This is a genomic window from Kingella bonacorsii (genome assembly GCF_016623605.1).
GTDB lineage: Bacteria > Pseudomonadota > Gammaproteobacteria > Burkholderiales > Neisseriaceae > Kingella_B > Kingella_B oralis.
In genome coordinates, this window is the sequence record NZ_JAEHNZ010000001.1 from 403,012 (window position 1) to 417,620 (window position 14,609).

Sequence of the window (14,609 nt, forward strand, 5' to 3'; positions counted from 1 at the left end):
TCCTATCTCCCACACCATGCACCAATTCTCCATCCACACCCGCAGCGGCGAACACCTCGGCTTTCTGGTAATGCTTGCCGACGATGAAACCAGCCCCCAGCCCGAAAGCGGGCAGCTCGCCCTGCAAATCCAACCCGCCGCGAAAAACACCGCGCTCGCCCGCCTTGCCCAAGCGCAAACGCTCTATTGGCAAACCGCCGGCGACCACGTCCGCATCCGCGACGAAGACGGCGACCACCGCGCCAACATCCGCCAAGAATGGCTCATCGTCGGCGGCGAACACTACCAACTCAACGACTTAGAAGGCAGCCTGTAAACATGGAAAGCCTGTATATCCTTATCCCCATCAGCATCCTGCTCGCCTTTTTGATTGGCTACTTTTTTTGGTGGTCGGGCAAAAGCGGGCAGTTTGACGACCTGGAAGGCCCCGCCCACCGCATCTTGATGGATGACGACGACACCTACAACAAAACCCCTCCGAAAGACACGCCATGAAAAACGATTTCGCCTTCGCCACCAGCCGCCGTTTCGCCCCGCTATTTGGCACGCAATTTTTAGGCGCGTTAAACGACAACTCGTTCAAAACCACGCTGTTCGTGCTGATTAGCTTTTACGGCTTGGGCAAAAACGACACCATCCCGTCCGAACAAATGCTCAACGTGGGCGCGCTGCTGTTTATCCTGCCTTATTTCCTGTTTTCATCGTTTTCGGGGCAGCTTGCCACGCGCTACAACAAAGCCCGCCTCGCCCAAGCCACCAAAGTGTTGGAAGTGGCGGTGATGGCGGTGGCAGGCTTCGGTTTTTACATCCAATCCGCGCCCCTGCTGCTGTTGTGTTTGTTTGTGATGGGCACGCAATCCACGCTGTTTGGTCCTGTTAAATACGCCATCTTGCCCGAATATCTTGCCGAAAAAGAACTCATCATGGGCAACGGTTTGGTTGAATCGGGCACGTTTATCGCCATTTTGCTCGGTCAAATCATCGGCACGGCGGTGGCGGGCGAAAGTCCTTTGATTCTCGCAGGCTGGGTGGTGTTGATTGCCGTTTTGGGCTTGGCAACCAGCGCCGCCATGCCATCGGTTGCGCCGAAAGAATCCGAGCTGAAAGTGGATTGGAACATCGCCCGCAGCACGCAATCGCTGGTTGCCCAAGCCTATAAGCAGCCTGAATTGTTTACCGCCATCATGGGCATTTCGTGGTTTTGGTTTATCGGCGCGGTGTACACCACCCAGCTGCCCACCTTTGTGCGCATCCATTTGCATGGCAACACCGCTGTTTACAATCTAATGCTCACGCTGTTTTCCATCGGCATCGCCACAGGCTCTATCGCCTGCGCCAAGCTCAGCAAAGGCAATTTGAAACTTTGGCTGGTAACAGTGGGCGCAACGGGGCTGGCTATTTTTGGCAGCGCGTTGGTGTTTGTGTTATACGGCGTGCAGTTTTCAGGCAGTCTGAACGACTTGCAAGGCGCAAGCGCGTTTCTGGCGCAAAGCATGGCGTATCCCGTTATCCTGCTGATGATTGGCATCGGCTTTTTTGGCGGATTTTTTTCGGTGCCGCTGTACACATGGCTGCAAACCGCATCATCTGATGAATTTCGCGCCAACGCCATCGCGGTAAACAACATTCTTAATGCCGTGTTTATGGTTGCCGCCGCGCTGATGAGCATCGTGCTGCTCACCTTGTTCAACAGCATTTTGCTGCTTTATTTAGTCGTTGCCTTGGGCAATATCGGCTTTTTGTATTACTTGGGCAAACGCGCGCCGCAGCTATTCAAGCGCGGATAATGTTTGCAACCCACAGGCAGCCTGAAAATGGGAAATCATTTTGATGACGCCGAAACGTGCTTCACTCATTTCAGGCTGCCCTACCCCATCCACCTTCTCCCTACCATCAACACCATGACTACATCGCCCCCACAGCAGCCTGAAACACCAAACGAACACCCCAACAGCAGCCTGAAAACGCCAGACAGCGCCACCGCCCACGCGCAAAAAAAACGCAAAACCATCGTTATTTGGCTGCGCGTGATTGCGCTCTTGTTCGCAGGCTTTTTTCTGCTTAGCCAATGCGGCATGAGCAAGCCCAAAGCCAAAGCCGCCATCGTGCAAAGCTGCGTGCAAAACGTGCCACACGCGCCCAAATGGCAGCAAGATCTTGCCAAACGCAGCCTGAAAGACGACGATGGCGCACTCGTTGCCCAATATTGCCTTTGCATGTGGGATGAGCCGTTGCAAAAACTCTCCGCCCAGCAAATCCAATCGTTTGCCAAAATCTCGCCCGAGCAGCAATTGGCGCTGCTAGGCGGCGCAGAAGCATTCAGTAACCGCGATGCGCAATGCATTGCTAATCTAGGAGCGAAAAAATGATTAACACCGAAAACACCGTTTTACTCGTTGTGGACATCCAAGAGCGGCTGTTGCCCGCCCTGCACGAAAACAGCGCATTTCTCGCCGCCTGCCGCCAATTCATTACTGGCGCAAACCTGCTGGGCATCCCCAGCATCATTACCGAGCAATATCCCAAAGGCTTGGGTGCCACCGTGCCCGACATCGCCTTGCTCACCCCCAATGCGCCCAAATTCAGCAAAACCCAGTTTTCTGCCTACACGCCCGAAGTCGCCGCCGCGCTGCAACAAAGGCAGCCTGAAAGTGGGCAAGCTCAAAACATCATTCTAATCGGCTGCGAAACGCATATTTGCATGCTGCAAACCGTGTTAGATTTGCGCCAACAAGGCTACAACGTTTTCATCCCGCAAGAATGCGCCACATCGCGCATCGCCGCCAACAAAGCCAACGGCTTGCAACAAATCCAAGCAGCAGGCGGCGTGGTGAGCAATAATGAAAGCCTGTTGTTTATGCTGCTCAAAGACGCGCAGCATCCGCAGTTCAAAGCCATTTCCAAATTGATTGTGTGATTTCAAACGCGGCAATCCGCGCCCCAAAGGCAGCCTGAAAACGTATTTCCCGTTTCAGGCTGCCTGATTGTTTAAACGCATCCCCCGCCCCGCCCATTACTCTGCTAAAATCGCACGTTTTTTACTTCATCCGCAAAGGAACGCAAATGATCGATTTCGCACACGCCGCCGATGGCGCGGCAGCAGCCGGCCAAAGCCCATGGTCAGCCATTTTGATGTGGCTGCCGCTGTTTGCCATTATTTACTTTATGATGATTCGCCCCAACCAAAAACGCGAAAAAGCCCGCCAAACCATGATTAGCGAGCTGAAAAAGGGCGACCGCGTGCTGCTCGCCGCAGGCTTTTACGGGCGCGTGATTAAAACAGGCGAACACGTCTTCACCATCGAGCTTGCCCGAGGCGTGAACATCGAAGTGGACCGAAACGCCATCGCCGCCAAAGTGGATGCCAACGCCAACCCCGTTGAGCCCGAAGCCGCAAACAGCCAGCCGCCCGCAGCCAACTGATTTCAGGCTGCCCGCCCCCCGAAAACAGCAATGGCGCGTCCGTTGCTGTTTTCCACGTTTTACCGATTATCCTTTCAAGACAGCCTGAAAACGGAAAAGCCACAGGCAGCCTGAAAACCAAAGGAAAAAACATGAATCGTTATCCGCTTTGGAAATACCTGCTGATTGCGTTCACGATTGTGCTAGCCGTCATCTACACGCTGCCCAATCTGTACGGCGTAACCCCAGCCATCCAAATTTCCACCAACCGACAATCCATCACCATTGACAGCAACACCGAAAAAACCGTTGCCGATGCGCTGCAAAAAGCCAATATCCAGCACGGCGGCATGTTTATCGCAGGCGGCAGCCTGAAAGTGCGTGTGTCCGACGCCACCAAAATCTCCGCCCGCGATGCCATTGATGCCGCGCTGGGCGAGGGCTACATCGTCGCGCAAAACCAAATCGCCAACAGCCCCGAATGGCTGGAAAAAATCGGCGCCAAACCCATGTTCCTCGGCTTGGACTTGCGCGGCGGCGTGCATTTCACCATGCAAGTAGACATGAAAGCCGCGCTGGAAAAAACGCTTGACCGCTATGCCGGCGACATCCGCCGCACCATGCGCCAGCAAGACATCCGCGTGGGCGGCATCCGCAAGCAGGAAAACAGCCTTGTGGTGCCGTTCCAAGACGCGGCCGACATGCAAAAGGCCCTGCCCGAATTGCAAAAAATGCTGGAAGGCGCGCAAATCAGCAGCAACGGCAACGAGATTACCGTGGCGCTGCCCGACGCGCTGCTGGCGCAAATCCGCAGCGATGCTGTGAAGCAAAATATCACCACGCTGCATAACCGCGTAAACGAGCTGGGCACCGCCGAGCCCGTTATCCAACAGGCGGGCACCGACCGCATCGTGGTGCAACTGCCTGGCATGACCGACACCGCCAAGGCCAAAGACATCATCGGGCGCACCGCCACGCTGGAAGTGCGCATGGTGAGCAGCGACATGGCGCTGTACGCGCAAGCGCAAAACGGCAACATCCCCGATGGCTACGAACTGCTCAGCGACAACGAAGGGCATCAGTTCTTGGTGAGCAAGCAGGTGGAACTGACCGGCGAAAACATCAACCAAGCGCAGGGCAGCCAAGACCAGCAAACCAAGCTGCCGATTGTGAGCCTTGCGCTGGACAGCTCGGGCTCGTCCACCTTTGCCGATTTGACCACCGCCAACAAAGGCAAAATCATGGCAATGGTGCTGATTGACCAAGGCAAAGCCGAAGTGGTAACCGCGCCGCGCATCAACGAACCGATTACCGGTGGGCGCGTGCAAATCACAGGCATGGCAAGCCTTGCCGAAGCCAACGACGTTGCCCTGCTGCTGCGCGCAGGCTCGCTGGCCGCGCCGATGAAAATTATTGAAGAGCGCACCATCGGCCCCTCTTTGGGCGCGGAAAACATCAGCAAAGGCATCCATTCCACCGTGTGGGGCTTTGTGGTCGTTACCGTGTTCATGATTGTGTATTACCGCCTGTTCGGCATTTTTTCAGCCATTTCGCTGTCGGCTAACCTGTTGTTCCTGTTTGCCATTTTATCCGCCCTGCAAGCCACGCTCACGCTGCCGGGCATCGCCGCCATGGCGTTAACGCTGGGTATGGCGATTGACTCTAACGTGTTGATTAACGAGCGCATCCGCGATGAACTGCGCGAGGGCAAAAAAGCCCAAATCGCCATCAAAGAAGGCTATGACCACGCTTGGGACACCATTTTGGATTCCAACTTAACCTCGCTGATTGCGGGCATCGCCCTGCTGATTTTCGGCACGGGCCCCGTGCGCGGCTTTGCGATTGTGCATTGCTTGGGCATTATGACTTCCATTTATTCATCCGTTGTGGTGTCTCGCGCCTTGGTGAATTTGTGGTACGGCAACCGCAAAAAGCTGCAACATCTCTCCATCGGCGTGCGCTATCCCGCCGTGTTAGACAAAAAAGAGGAGGCTTGATATGGAACTCTTTCATTTTAAACGCGACATTCCGTTTATGAGCTATGGCAAGCTCACCACCTTCATTTCATTGGCAACGTTTATCCTCGCCGTTATCTTTTTATTGACGCGCGGGCTGAATCTGTCGGTGGAATTTACGGGCGGCACGCTGATGGAAGTGGAATACGCTTCGGCACAAGGCGCGGATTTGAACAAGGTGCGCCACAGCTTGGACACGCTGAAAATGGGCGAAATCCAAGTGCAGGCACTCGGCACCAACAAACACATTATGATTCGCCTGCCCAACCGCGAAGATTTGTCTTCCGCGCAGCTGTCCAACCAAGTGATGGACGTACTGAAAAAAGACAGCAGCGATGTGAGCCTGCGCCAAGTGGAGTTCATCGGACCTGCGGTGGGCGACGAATTGGTGAGCCACGGTTTGACCGCGCTGGGCATGGTGGTTTTCGGCATCATCATCTATTTGGCAATGCGCTTTGAATGGCGGTTTGCCGTGTCTGCCATCATCGCCAATATGCACGATATTGTGATTATTCTCGGCTGCTTTGCCTTTTTCCAATGGGAGTTTTCGCTCACCGTGCTGGCTGGGGTGTTGGCGGTGTTGGGCTATTCGGTGAACGAATCGGTGGTAGTGTTTGACCGAATCCGCGAGAATTTCTACAAAGGCTCCATGCGCAACCACAGCGTGCCCGAAGTGATTGACAACGCGATTACGCATACCATGGGACGCACCGTGATTACCCACGGCTCAACCGAGGCGATGGTGATTTCCATGCTGATATTTGGCGGCGCAGCGTTGCACGGCTTCGCCATGGCACTGACCATCGGCATTGTGTTCGGGATTTACTCTTCCGTGCTGGTGGCCAGCCCCTTGCTGCTGATGTTCGGGCTAGACCGCCACAATATTGTGAAGCAGAAAGTGCAAAAAGAAGAAGCGGTGGTTTAACCGCCGCAGATGGTTTTCAGGCTGCCTTATCGGATGCGATAGGCAGCCTGAAAATTATTGGACGAAATGGCAACGGTTCGTTGCCAAATGGTGCATTGAATCAGCGGCGCGGATTGCAAGCCCCAATGTCGACGAGCCGCCGCTCCATGATTGCGCCAATCCGTGTTACCCGGTTTTCAGGCTGCCTTATCAGCAACGATAGGCAGCCTGAAATCTATATTAAGGCACATCAAGCGTTTTCAGGCTGCCCTACTCCGCTTCCGCCAGCGCAAACGCCACCACCTGCTCCCGCTCGTCGCTCAGGCTCAGATGCACCCGCGCAATGCCGCGCGCCGCCAGCCAAGCCGCCAATTCGGGCGCGCAGGCAAACACCGGCTTGCCCAGCCCGTCATGCGCCACACCGATAAAACGCAGGCTCACCGGCTCGCGGATGCCCGTGCCCACCGCCTTGGCAAACGCCTCTTTTGCCGCAAAGCGTTTCGCCAAAAAGCGCGCGGGCTGCGCGTGCGCGGCGTAGGTTGCCCATTCTTGCGCCGTTAAAATGCGCCGTGCCAGCGCATCGCCATAGCGTTGATGCAACGCCGCAATGCGTGGCACGGCGACAATATCCGTGCCAATGCCGTAAATCATTTTCAGGCTGCCTATCGGATGCCGCTGCGCGCGCGGAACATGGCTTCCTTCATCTGCCGAATCGCATCGGGCAAGCCCAAAAATATCGCTTGGGCGATGATGGAATGCCCGATGTTCAGCTCCACAATCTGCTCAATCTGCGCAATCGCGCCCACATTCTGCACGGTCAAACCGTGCCCCGCGTTCACCGTTATCCCCAAGCCGTCGGCAAACGCCGCCGCCTCGCGGATTTTGGCCAACTCCGCCGCGCGCGCCGCAGGCGTGGGCGCATCGGCATACGCGCCCGTGTGCAATTCAATCACCCGCGCGCCGCAATCATAGGCAGCCTGAATCTGCGCCCGCTCGGCATCAATAAACAGCGACACGCGAATGCCCGCCGCGTGCAGGCGCGCCACATAATCGCGCACCTTTTCAGGCTGCCCCGCCACATCCAAACCGCCCTCGGTGGTTACCTCGGTGCGCTTTTCGGGCACGATGCACACGTCTTCGGGCATCACTTGCAGCGCGTTAGCCAGCATTTCTTCGGTCATCGCCATTTCCAGATTCATCCGCGTTTTAATCGCCTGCCTGATGGCGAACACATCCGCGTCTTTGATGTGGCGGCGGTCTTCGCGCAGATGCAGGGTAATCGCGTCCGCGCCGTTGGTTTCCGCCACCAAAGCCGCTTCCAGAGGGCTGGGGTAAGATGCGCCGCGCGCGTTGCGCAACGTGGCAACGTGGTCAATATTGATGCCGAGTAACATGGTTGTTTCCTTAATATTTGTTTACAAAAAAACGGGCGCAGTTTAGCACTTTCCGCCTGTTGCTTAGGCAAATTTTGCTTATTTACTCAAATTCTAACCGTTGCCCCAATCTTGTTTGACATATGTCAAAACGAAACTTTGAGCTATCCCCCATAATGCGCTGCATCGTAAAGACGACGCAAGTTGTTGTTTTGAGATATTTCTAAATTGTTTTCCTCTTGATGTGTGTGTTTCGGTGTGAACGCTGTTGGTTCACACCGTTTTTTTTGCCTGCGATTTGCGGCAGCCTGAAACCTGAATACGGGTCAGCCATCTCGGCGAACTTTTGATGCGCCATCGGCGGCAGGCTTCGCAAGGGTTTCAGGCTGCCTCTGCCGTTTTTCCCCGCTTAGGCAGCCTGAAACGCCTGCACCGCCGCCATAAACGCCGCCATCTTCTCGGGCGATTTCACGCCCGCCGCGCTTTCCACCCCACTGGACACATCCACCGCCTGCGCGTGCGTAACGCGCAAGGCATCGGCAACATTCTCTGCGTTTAATCCGCCCGACAAAATCCAATGCCCGTTTAGCTTTTTAGGCAGCATCGTCCAATCGAAGGTGTGCCCTGTGCCGCCGTATGCGCCGTGAACAAAGGCATCAAACAGCACGGCGCGGGCATCGGCGAAATCGCGCAGGGCGGCGGTGATGTCGGCGGGGGTTTGCACGCGCACGGCTTTGAGATAGGGGCGGCGGAATTGTTGGCAGAAGGCGGGTGTTTCGTCGCCGTGGAACTGCAAAACGTCAATCGGCACGCGGGCGAGGATTTCGCGGATGCGCTCGGCGGTTTCGTTCACAAACAGGGCGACCACGCTGACAAACGGGGGCAGCACGCGCACGATGGCTTGCGCTTGGGCGATGGTTACGCAGCGTTTGCTGCCGGCGAAAAAAACCAGCCCGATGGCATCTGCGCCCAGTTGCGCGGCGAGTTGGGCATCTTGGGGGCGGGTGATGCCGCAGATTTTGGTTTGGATTTTGGTCATGGTTTTTTTAGGGTGGGTTGGGGTGGGGTTAATGGGCAGCCTGAAAAACGTGGTTTGGCGTAATAGTCAAACAGGTGTTTTCAGGTTGCCTTAATGTTGGCGATTGGGTATCGGATAGGCAGCCTGAAAATGAGATTGGGCTGTGGCTTGGTGGGCAAGCGAGTTGCCCACCCTACGGCATTGGATGAACAGCTTGAAACTCTTGGAGCATCGGTGGCTCGACGATATTTTAATGGCAAGCGCAACCTAGTTTTAATGGTTATTTGGCGACGAGCCGTCGCCGTTCCATAGGCAGCCTGAAATGTGGTTTGGCGTAATGGTCAAACAGGCGTTTTCAGGCTGCCTTAATGTTGGATTGGTTGTGATTTGGTGGGCAAGCGAGTTGCCCAACCTACAAGGCTTGCCGATATTTTAATGGCGAGCGCAACCTAGCTTTAATGGTTATTTGGCGACGAGCCGTCGCCGTTCCATAGGCAGCCTGAAATGTGGTTTGGCGTAATAGTTAAATGGGCGTTTTCAGGCTGCCTTAATGTTGGCGATTGGGTATCGGATAGGCAGCCTGAAAATGAGATTGGGCTGTGGCTTGGTGGGCAAGCGAGTTGCCCACCCTACAAGGCAGCCTGAAATTGGGTTTAACGTAAACAGCAAAAACCCACTTTTTCAGGCTGCCTATTAGCTCAACTGGCGGTGGAACACGAGCGTTTGGTATTCATCCGCCAGTTGCCTGCCCAGCTGCTCGGCGATGTAAACCGAGCGGTGCTGCCCGCCTGTGCAGCCGATGGCGATGGTTACATAGCTGCGGTTTTCTTGGCGGATGCGCGGCAGCCAGCGGTGCAGGAAGTGGAAAATGTCGCCTATCATTTCGTTCACCAGCGGCTGGGTGGCAAGGTAGTCTCGGATGGGCTGCTCTTTGCCGTTGTAGGGGCGCAGGGCGGGGTCGTAATAAGGATTGGGCAGGCTGCGCACGTCAAACACGAAATCGGCGTGCGGCGGCGCGCTGTGTTTGAAGCCAAACGAGATGATGCTAACGAGCAGGCGGTTGTGGTCTATGCCTATCCATTGGGCAACAAGGTGGCGCAGTTGTTGCGCGGTAAGGCTGCTGGTATCAATGCAGTAGGCGTGTTCGCGCAGGGGGGCTAGCCATTCGCGCTCGCGGTGCAGGCTTTCGGGCAGGGTGATGTGGTTGCGGGCGAGCGGGTGGCTGCGGCGGGTTTCGGAGAAACGGCGCAGTAACACGGCTTCGTTGGCTTCTAAAAATAGGAGGCTGACTTGATGCCCCGCGCGGCGCAGGGCAATTAGGGTTTCGTGGGCGGTGTGGGTGTTGAGGTTGGAGCGGATGTCTATGCTGATGGCGATTTGGTCGTTGGCGGGGCGTTGGTGGCTGTGCAGCGCAATCAGCTCAGGCAGGAGTTCCAGCGGCAAATTGTCTATGCAAAAGAAGCCGTTGTCTTCCAGCAGATTGAGGGCGATGGTTTTGCCTGAGCCTGATAAGCCGCTAATCAAGATTATTTTCATGGCTGTTCTCTTCGGGTTTGTTCATCATGCTTTGGTGGCGTTCCAGGAATTCTTTGGTGCTGTCTTTGCCGTGGCGTTGCAGGATGTAGTTGCGCACGGCGGCTTCCACCAGCACGGCAAGGTTGCGCCCTGCGGCAACGGGCAGCGTTACCGAGCGGACGGGGACGTTCAATATCGTTTCGGTTTCGGTGCGGATGCTGAGGCGGTCTAGCGTTTTCATGTAATCGTCATCCGCCAACACAAGGTTGATAATCAGGCGCAGGGTTTTCTTGGGGCGGATGGCAGTTTCGCCAAACATATGGCGGATATTGAGCACGCCCAAGCCGCGCACTTCCAAAAAGTCGCGCAACACGGGCGGGCAGCGGCCTTCCAGGTTTTCGGGCGCGGTGCGATACAGCTCAATCGCATCGTCGGCAACCAGGCTGTGCCCGCGCGAAATCAGTTCCAGCGCGAGTTCGCTTTTGCCCAGCCCCGATTTGCCGGTGAGCAGCACGCCGATTTCAAACACGTCCAAAAACACGCCGTGTTTGATGGTGGAGGCGGCAAGCACGCGCTGCAAATAAATCCGCAGCACGTCCATCAGATAGGGGCTTTCTAGCTTGGAGGTGAGCAGCGGCGTGTTGTGCGTGTGGCAATAATCGCGCAGGCTTTGCGGGATGGGCAAGCCGTTGGCGACAATCACCAGCGTCATCGGAAAGTTGAACAGCTCGTTCAAGCCCGTGTGGTGCTCGGCCTGTTCCAATTTTTGCAGATAGGCGACTTCGGCAACGCCCAGCACTTGCACTTGGTTGTGATGGATAAAATTCAGATGCCCCACCAGCGCAAGCACGGGGCGATCGGCTTCCACAGCGATGCGGTTATCGCCGCCTGCCGCGCCTGCCGCCCACGCCAGTTGCAGTTTGTGTTGGTTGTCTTGATAGAGCTTGCGCACGGAGATGCTGGGCATGGGAGTTCCTTTTTGGGTTTTCAGGCTGCCTTTGGGGGCGGGGCATAAGGCAGCCTGAAAAGCGTTGGAATGGTTTAATCGGATATGAGCCAATCGCCTTTTCAGGCTGCCTCAAATACAAATACAAAAGGGCGTATTGCGCATACACCCTGTTTACACGTTTACGCCATAAGGCAGCCTGAAACGAAGTTCAGCGTAGCTAAAACCGCCTTTATGCCAACAACAACGCCCGCGCTTCCTCGGGCGTTTGGCAGGAGCGCAAGGCTTCGCGCACGCTTTTTTCGTTGAACAGCCTCGCCAAATGCGACAGCAATGCCAAATGCTCGCCGGTTGCCGCTTCGGGCACCAGCAGCACAAACACCAGCGACACGGGTTTGTTATCGGGTGCGTCAAATTCAATCGGCTCTTTCAGCCGCACAAACGCGCCTGTGGCGGCGAGCACGCCGGCGTGCCGTCCGTGCGGCATGGCAACGCCCTGCCCCAGCGCAGTTGAGCCTAAGCGTTCGCGCGCAATCAGGCAGTCAAACACTTCGGTTTGCGACAGCCCGCTTTGCTCGGCAAAAAGCTGCGCCACGCATTCAAACAGGCGTTTTTTGCTGCTGATTTCAGCGTCTAAAATAATATGGGAAACAGGAAGAATATCGTCAAGAGAAGTCATGAGGCGTATGCCTTTGAGTGATTGGGCGCGAATTTTAACGCTTGCTTACATTGGCTTCAATGGTTTTTACAGTTGGCGGTTTCAGGCTGCCTCTGCCGTTTGCAAAACCGACAACCGATGGCGCGTCGGCGGCTCGCCGACATCTTGGAAACCAGTCATACTCTGTTTAATCAGCCATTTGGCGGCGAGCCGCCGCTCCATTTTTAGTTTTCAGGCTGCCTGATTGCCTAAGCCCAAAGGCAGCCTGAAAACTACTCTTCATCACTCTCTTGCCATGCTTGGCGTAGGATGTGCGCTTCCCGCTTGCGTTGCTGTTTGCCGGTAAGGCGGTTTTCAGGCTGCCTCAGTTTAAGCGGGCGGTTCATGTGCCGCTCAATGCGATAGCCTGTGGCTTCGTTGGCATCAGCAAAATAATATTGCGAGGTGGTGCCGATGCCGATGCGTTGCAGGCGTATGTCTTTTTCGGCGCACCATTTTTCACGCCTGTCCCAAGTGTCGCGCAAATGTTGCCTTAACGCTGTTTCGCTTAACCCTTGCCCCAGCATAGCGAGCCTACTGTATGTGAATGGATTTTTGGCGAATAGAAAATCGTAAAAGCGTTGGAAATGCCGGTTGGCGAGTGCCAACACTTCCAGTTGCGCGGCTTCGTTCAGCTTGGGGTTTTCCAAAATGGAGCGGTATAGCCCGAGCGGGTTGAAGTCGGCGTATTTTTGATGGTGGGCGATGTAATGGCGGTATTCCGCTATACTCATTTGGTTGAATTTTTTGTTGATTTTCATGTTGTTGTGTTTTCAGGCTGCCTTAATGGATGGCGGGCGGCTTGGGCTATTTGATGGTTGGATGGTGTAAGCAACGGATGATTCTACGGTGGTTGCGATTGAGCGTTTTCAGGCTGAAACCTTTGCAAAACCGACAACCGATGGAGCGTTGGCGGCTCGCCGACATCTTGGTAAACCAGTCATACTCTATTTAATCAGCCATTTGGCGGTGAGCCGCCGCCGCTCCATTTTGGGTTTCAGGTTGCCTTATGATTTGGTTTGCAAACAACGAATTATCCGCCCATACGCAGGCGCAGCCTGAAACGCAGTTCGGCGTAGCCCAAACCCGCAATCCGCCTTCACAACCCCTTTTCCACCTCCGCCCACGCTTCCAAAATCAACTCCGCGCGATTGGCTTTCAACAATTCGGCATCGGACAACATCTGCCGCCATGCGCGCGCGCCGTGCAGGCCGTGCATCAAGCCGAGATAGTGGCGCGCCATGTGGCGCAAAATCGTACCGCGCCCCGCAGCCAGCTGCGTTTGCGCGTAGGCGTAGAGCCGTTGTATCAGCTCGGGGTAGCTGATTTCAGGCTGCCTGCTATCGTAAAACAGCCTATCCCAATCGCGCATCATCATGGTGTTGTGGTACGCCTCGCGCCCAATCATCACACCGTCCACATGGCGCAGGTGTTCGGCGATTTCGGCGTGGGTTTTGATGCCGCCGTTGATGATGATTTCCAAATCGGGAAAGTCTTGTTTTAATTGGTAAACATACTCGTATTTGAGCGGCGGGATGTCGCGGTTTTCTTTGGGCGACAAGCCATCCAGCCATGCGTTGCGGGCGTGCACGATATAAGTGCGCACGGGCGTTTTTTCGCGCAGCGTGCCCACAAAATCGCGCACGCTGCTGTATTCGGTTTGCTTGTCCACGCCGATGCGGTGTTTCACCGTAATATCGCAATCGGGCGCGGCTTGCTGCATGGCGTTCAGACAATCGGTAACCAGCGCCACTTCGTTCATCAAACACGCGCCAAACGCGCCTTTTTGCACGCGTGGGCTGGGGCAGCCGCAGTTTAGGTTGATTTCATCGTATTGATATTGCGCCACTTTTTTCGCCGCTTGCGCCAACTGCGCGGGGTCGCTGCCGCCCAATTGCAAGGCGATGGGGTGTTCGCATTCGTTGTATTCCAGAAACCGCGCAGGATCGCCGTAGATAATCGCGCCTGCGTTAATCATTTCGGTGTAGAGCCATGCGTGGCGGCTGATTTGGCGGGCGAGATAGCGGAAATGGCGGTCGGTCCAGTCTAGCATCGGCGCAATGGATAGCGTGCGCTTGGGGCGGGGAGTTTGCATTTTCAGGCTGCCTATTCACAATCAAAAGGTGGCGGATTTTAGCATTTTCGGCGGGGCGGGTTGGCTACTCTGCCACAAATCTTTTTGCCTGATGCAGCCTGAAAATATACCGTCCTTCCATTTGGCGTATACCGGATTGTTGCACATCCGCCAAACCCGTTAAGAATAAAGGCAATTCTGCTTTACAGCTCCCTAGGAACAGCTATAATGCGCGCGCATTTTGCATTTTTTAACCGTTTTGAAAGGGATGTAACAATGAATTGGTATTTTGCCGTTTTGAAAAATTATGTGGGATTCAGCGGGCGGGCCCGCCTCAAAGAATTTTGGATGTTTATGCTGTTCCATGTCATTGCGGCATTTGTGTTTGGTTTTATTGATGGATTGTTGGGCATGATCAACCCAAAAACAGGTTTGGGGCCCATTTGCGGTCTGTATCTTTTGGCAACCTTTCTGCCTGGGTTGGCAGTTCAAATACGCCGTCTGCACGACACAAACCGGAGCGGTTGGTTCAGTCTAATCGGAATTATTCCTTATGTGGGCCTTATTATTGTTTTGGTTCTGTGCGCCATGAAAGGGACGGAAGGCGACAACGATTACGGCGAAGACCCGCTGGAATCTGAATATGAAAACAATGGCGACTAAAC

At 55.2% G+C, this 14,609-nt stretch carries 20 protein-coding genes; 11 read left to right on the forward strand and 9 right to left on the reverse strand.

Features of this window, described 5'->3' with window-relative positions; translation table 11 throughout:
* Positions 1-16: 16 nt before the first annotated feature.
* From JDW22_RS02015 to secF, 8 genes are all read left to right on the forward strand, one after another.
* Positions 17-316: an HLGFF motif protein gene (locus tag JDW22_RS02015; protein ID WP_200521411.1), complete on the forward strand. Its 300-nt coding sequence runs from the start codon at positions 17-19 to the stop codon at positions 314-316.
* Between the two features lie 2 nt (positions 317-318).
* On the forward strand, positions 319-495 hold the full coding sequence (gene ccoS / locus JDW22_RS02020) for a cbb3-type cytochrome oxidase assembly protein CcoS (protein WP_200521419.1): 177 nt from the start codon (positions 319-321) through the stop codon (positions 493-495).
* Positions 492-1,787, forward strand: coding sequence for an MFS transporter (locus tag JDW22_RS02025; protein WP_200521421.1), 1,296 nt, complete (start codon positions 492-494; stop codon positions 1,785-1,787). Before ccoS ends, JDW22_RS02025 begins: the two co-directional genes overlap by 4 nt.
* A 114-nt stretch (positions 1,788-1,901) precedes the next feature.
* Positions 1,902-2,369 (forward strand): hypothetical protein, encoded by a 468-nt coding sequence (locus JDW22_RS02030; protein WP_407929574.1) that lies wholly within the window; start codon positions 1,902-1,904, stop codon positions 2,367-2,369.
* Positions 2,366-2,917, forward strand: a complete 552-nt coding sequence (locus tag JDW22_RS02035) for an isochorismatase family protein (RefSeq protein ID WP_200521423.1) — start codon at positions 2,366-2,368, stop codon at positions 2,915-2,917. Before JDW22_RS02030 ends, JDW22_RS02035 begins: the two co-directional genes overlap by 4 nt.
* Before the next feature lie 146 nt (positions 2,918-3,063).
* Positions 3,064-3,423 (forward strand): preprotein translocase subunit YajC, encoded by a 360-nt coding sequence (yajC, locus tag JDW22_RS02040; protein WP_003795439.1) that lies wholly within the window; start codon positions 3,064-3,066, stop codon positions 3,421-3,423.
* A 131-nt stretch (positions 3,424-3,554) separates the two neighbouring features.
* Positions 3,555-5,399: a protein translocase subunit SecD gene (secD, locus tag JDW22_RS02045; protein WP_003795437.1), complete on the forward strand. Its 1,845-nt coding sequence runs from the start codon at positions 3,555-3,557 to the stop codon at positions 5,397-5,399.
* A gap of 1 nt (position 5,400) precedes the next feature.
* Positions 5,401-6,342: a protein translocase subunit SecF gene (gene secF / locus JDW22_RS02050; RefSeq protein ID WP_003795435.1), complete on the forward strand. Its 942-nt coding sequence runs from the start codon at positions 5,401-5,403 to the stop codon at positions 6,340-6,342.
* Between the two features lie 249 nt (positions 6,343-6,591).
* On the opposite strand, the gene acpS is transcribed toward secF, so the two are convergent.
* The 4 genes from acpS to JDW22_RS13505 all read right to left on the reverse strand — a co-directional run bounded on the left by acpS (position 6,592) and on the right by JDW22_RS13505 (position 9,123).
* Positions 6,592-6,972, reverse strand: a complete 381-nt coding sequence (gene acpS, locus JDW22_RS02055; RefSeq protein ID WP_003795433.1) for a holo-ACP synthase — start codon at positions 6,970-6,972, stop codon at positions 6,592-6,594.
* Positions 6,973-6,983: 11 nt separating this feature from the next.
* Positions 6,984-7,715, reverse strand: a complete 732-nt coding sequence (gene pdxJ, locus JDW22_RS02060; RefSeq protein WP_200521425.1) for a pyridoxine 5'-phosphate synthase — start codon at positions 7,713-7,715, stop codon at positions 6,984-6,986.
* 388 nt (positions 7,716-8,103) lie between these two features.
* Positions 8,104-8,733, reverse strand: coding sequence for a phosphoribosylanthranilate isomerase (locus tag JDW22_RS02065; RefSeq protein WP_200521427.1), 630 nt, complete (start codon positions 8,731-8,733; stop codon positions 8,104-8,106).
* Positions 8,734-8,985: 252 nt separating this feature from the next.
* The gene (locus JDW22_RS13505) at positions 8,986-9,123 is read right to left on the reverse strand and encodes a hypothetical protein (protein WP_207748799.1); all 138 of its coding nucleotides are present in this window, start codon (positions 9,121-9,123) and stop codon (positions 8,986-8,988) included.
* A gap of 139 nt (positions 9,124-9,262) precedes the next feature.
* Here JDW22_RS13505 and JDW22_RS02070 point away from each other — a divergent pair, with 139 nt between their 5' ends.
* Positions 9,263-9,409: a hypothetical protein gene (locus tag JDW22_RS02070; protein WP_200521428.1), complete on the forward strand. Its 147-nt coding sequence runs from the start codon at positions 9,263-9,265 to the stop codon at positions 9,407-9,409.
* Here the strand turns inward: JDW22_RS02070 and rapZ are convergent.
* The 3 genes from rapZ to ptsN form a co-directional block, all read right to left on the reverse strand.
* Positions 9,406-10,248 carry an RNase adapter RapZ gene (rapZ, locus tag JDW22_RS02075; protein ID WP_200521430.1) on the reverse strand — a complete coding sequence of 281 codons (843 nt, stop codon included), beginning with the start codon at positions 10,246-10,248 and terminating at the stop codon, positions 9,406-9,408. The genes JDW22_RS02070 and rapZ overlap by 4 nt on opposite strands.
* Entirely contained in the window at positions 10,229-11,194 is a 966-nt protein-coding gene (gene hprK, locus JDW22_RS02080) for an HPr(Ser) kinase/phosphatase (protein ID WP_200521946.1), read from the reverse strand. Before hprK ends, rapZ begins: the two co-directional genes overlap by 20 nt.
* 211 nt (positions 11,195-11,405) lie before the next feature.
* The gene (gene ptsN / locus JDW22_RS02085) at positions 11,406-11,852 is read right to left on the reverse strand and encodes a PTS IIA-like nitrogen regulatory protein PtsN (RefSeq protein ID WP_200521432.1); all 447 of its coding nucleotides are present in this window, start codon (positions 11,850-11,852) and stop codon (positions 11,406-11,408) included.
* Between ptsN and JDW22_RS02090 the strand changes: the two genes are divergently transcribed.
* Positions 11,851-12,075 (forward strand): hypothetical protein, encoded by a 225-nt coding sequence (locus tag JDW22_RS02090; protein WP_200521434.1) that lies wholly within the window; start codon positions 11,851-11,853, stop codon positions 12,073-12,075. The genes ptsN and JDW22_RS02090 overlap by 2 nt on opposite strands.
* 28 nt (positions 12,076-12,103) lie before the next feature.
* Here the strand turns inward: JDW22_RS02090 and JDW22_RS02095 are convergent, their stop codons facing one another.
* Both JDW22_RS02095 and dusA read right to left on the reverse strand, forming a co-directional pair.
* Positions 12,104-12,631, reverse strand: a complete 528-nt coding sequence (locus JDW22_RS02095; protein WP_200521436.1) for a hypothetical protein — start codon at positions 12,629-12,631, stop codon at positions 12,104-12,106.
* A gap of 338 nt (positions 12,632-12,969) precedes the next feature.
* Complete coding sequence (dusA, locus tag JDW22_RS02100; RefSeq protein ID WP_200521438.1) at positions 12,970-13,965, reverse strand: tRNA dihydrouridine(20/20a) synthase DusA; 996 nt, start codon at positions 13,963-13,965, stop codon at positions 12,970-12,972.
* Between the two features lie 207 nt (positions 13,966-14,172).
* Here dusA and JDW22_RS02105 point away from each other — a divergent pair, with 207 nt between their 5' ends.
* Positions 14,173-14,607: a DUF805 domain-containing protein gene (locus tag JDW22_RS02105; protein ID WP_235964673.1), complete on the forward strand. Its 435-nt coding sequence runs from the start codon at positions 14,173-14,175 to the stop codon at positions 14,605-14,607.
* Positions 14,608-14,609 lie beyond the last annotated feature (2 nt).

What these genes read in the sequence shown, in the direction of transcription:
- JDW22_RS02025 (WP_200521421.1), top strand. Translation starts at nt 492, where the DNA reads ATGAAAAACGATTTCGCCTTCGCCACCAGCCGCCGTTTCGCCCCGCTA.
- ccoS (WP_200521419.1), top strand. Translation starts at nt 319, where the DNA reads ATGGAAAGCCTGTATATCCTTATCCCCATCAGCATCCTGCTCGCCTTT.
- JDW22_RS02065 (WP_200521427.1), bottom strand. Translation starts at nt 8,733, where the DNA reads ATGACCAAAATCCAAACCAAAATCTGCGGCATCACCCGCCCCCAAGAT.
- secF (WP_003795435.1), top strand. Translation starts at nt 5,401, where the DNA reads ATGGAACTCTTTCATTTTAAACGCGACATTCCGTTTATGAGCTATGGC.
- yajC (WP_003795439.1), top strand. Translation starts at nt 3,064, where the DNA reads ATGATCGATTTCGCACACGCCGCCGATGGCGCGGCAGCAGCCGGCCAA.
- JDW22_RS02070 (WP_200521428.1), top strand. Translation starts at nt 9,263, where the DNA reads ATGTTGGCGATTGGGTATCGGATAGGCAGCCTGAAAATGAGATTGGGC.
- JDW22_RS02015 (WP_200521411.1), top strand. Translation starts at nt 17, where the DNA reads ATGCACCAATTCTCCATCCACACCCGCAGCGGCGAACACCTCGGCTTT.
- JDW22_RS02030 (WP_407929574.1), top strand. Translation starts at nt 1,902, where the DNA reads ATGACTACATCGCCCCCACAGCAGCCTGAAACACCAAACGAACACCCC.
- acpS (WP_003795433.1), bottom strand. Translation starts at nt 6,972, where the DNA reads ATGATTTACGGCATTGGCACGGATATTGTCGCCGTGCCACGCATTGCG.
- pdxJ (WP_200521425.1), bottom strand. Translation starts at nt 7,715, where the DNA reads ATGTTACTCGGCATCAATATTGACCACGTTGCCACGTTGCGCAACGCG.
- JDW22_RS02035 (WP_200521423.1), top strand. Translation starts at nt 2,366, where the DNA reads ATGATTAACACCGAAAACACCGTTTTACTCGTTGTGGACATCCAAGAG.
- ptsN (WP_200521432.1), bottom strand. Translation starts at nt 11,852, where the DNA reads ATGACTTCTCTTGACGATATTCTTCCTGTTTCCCATATTATTTTAGAC.
- JDW22_RS02095 (WP_200521436.1), bottom strand. Translation starts at nt 12,631, where the DNA reads ATGAAAATCAACAAAAAATTCAACCAAATGAGTATAGCGGAATACCGC.
- dusA (WP_200521438.1), bottom strand. Translation starts at nt 13,965, where the DNA reads ATGCAAACTCCCCGCCCCAAGCGCACGCTATCCATTGCGCCGATGCTA.
- rapZ (WP_200521430.1), bottom strand. Translation starts at nt 10,248, where the DNA reads ATGAAAATAATCTTGATTAGCGGCTTATCAGGCTCAGGCAAAACCATC.
- JDW22_RS02105 (WP_235964673.1), top strand. Translation starts at nt 14,173, where the DNA reads ATGCGCGCGCATTTTGCATTTTTTAACCGTTTTGAAAGGGATGTAACA.
- JDW22_RS02090 (WP_200521434.1), top strand. Translation starts at nt 11,851, where the DNA reads ATGAGGCGTATGCCTTTGAGTGATTGGGCGCGAATTTTAACGCTTGCT.
- hprK (WP_200521946.1), bottom strand. Translation starts at nt 11,194, where the DNA reads ATGCCCAGCATCTCCGTGCGCAAGCTCTATCAAGACAACCAACACAAA.
- secD (WP_003795437.1), top strand. Translation starts at nt 3,555, where the DNA reads ATGAATCGTTATCCGCTTTGGAAATACCTGCTGATTGCGTTCACGATT.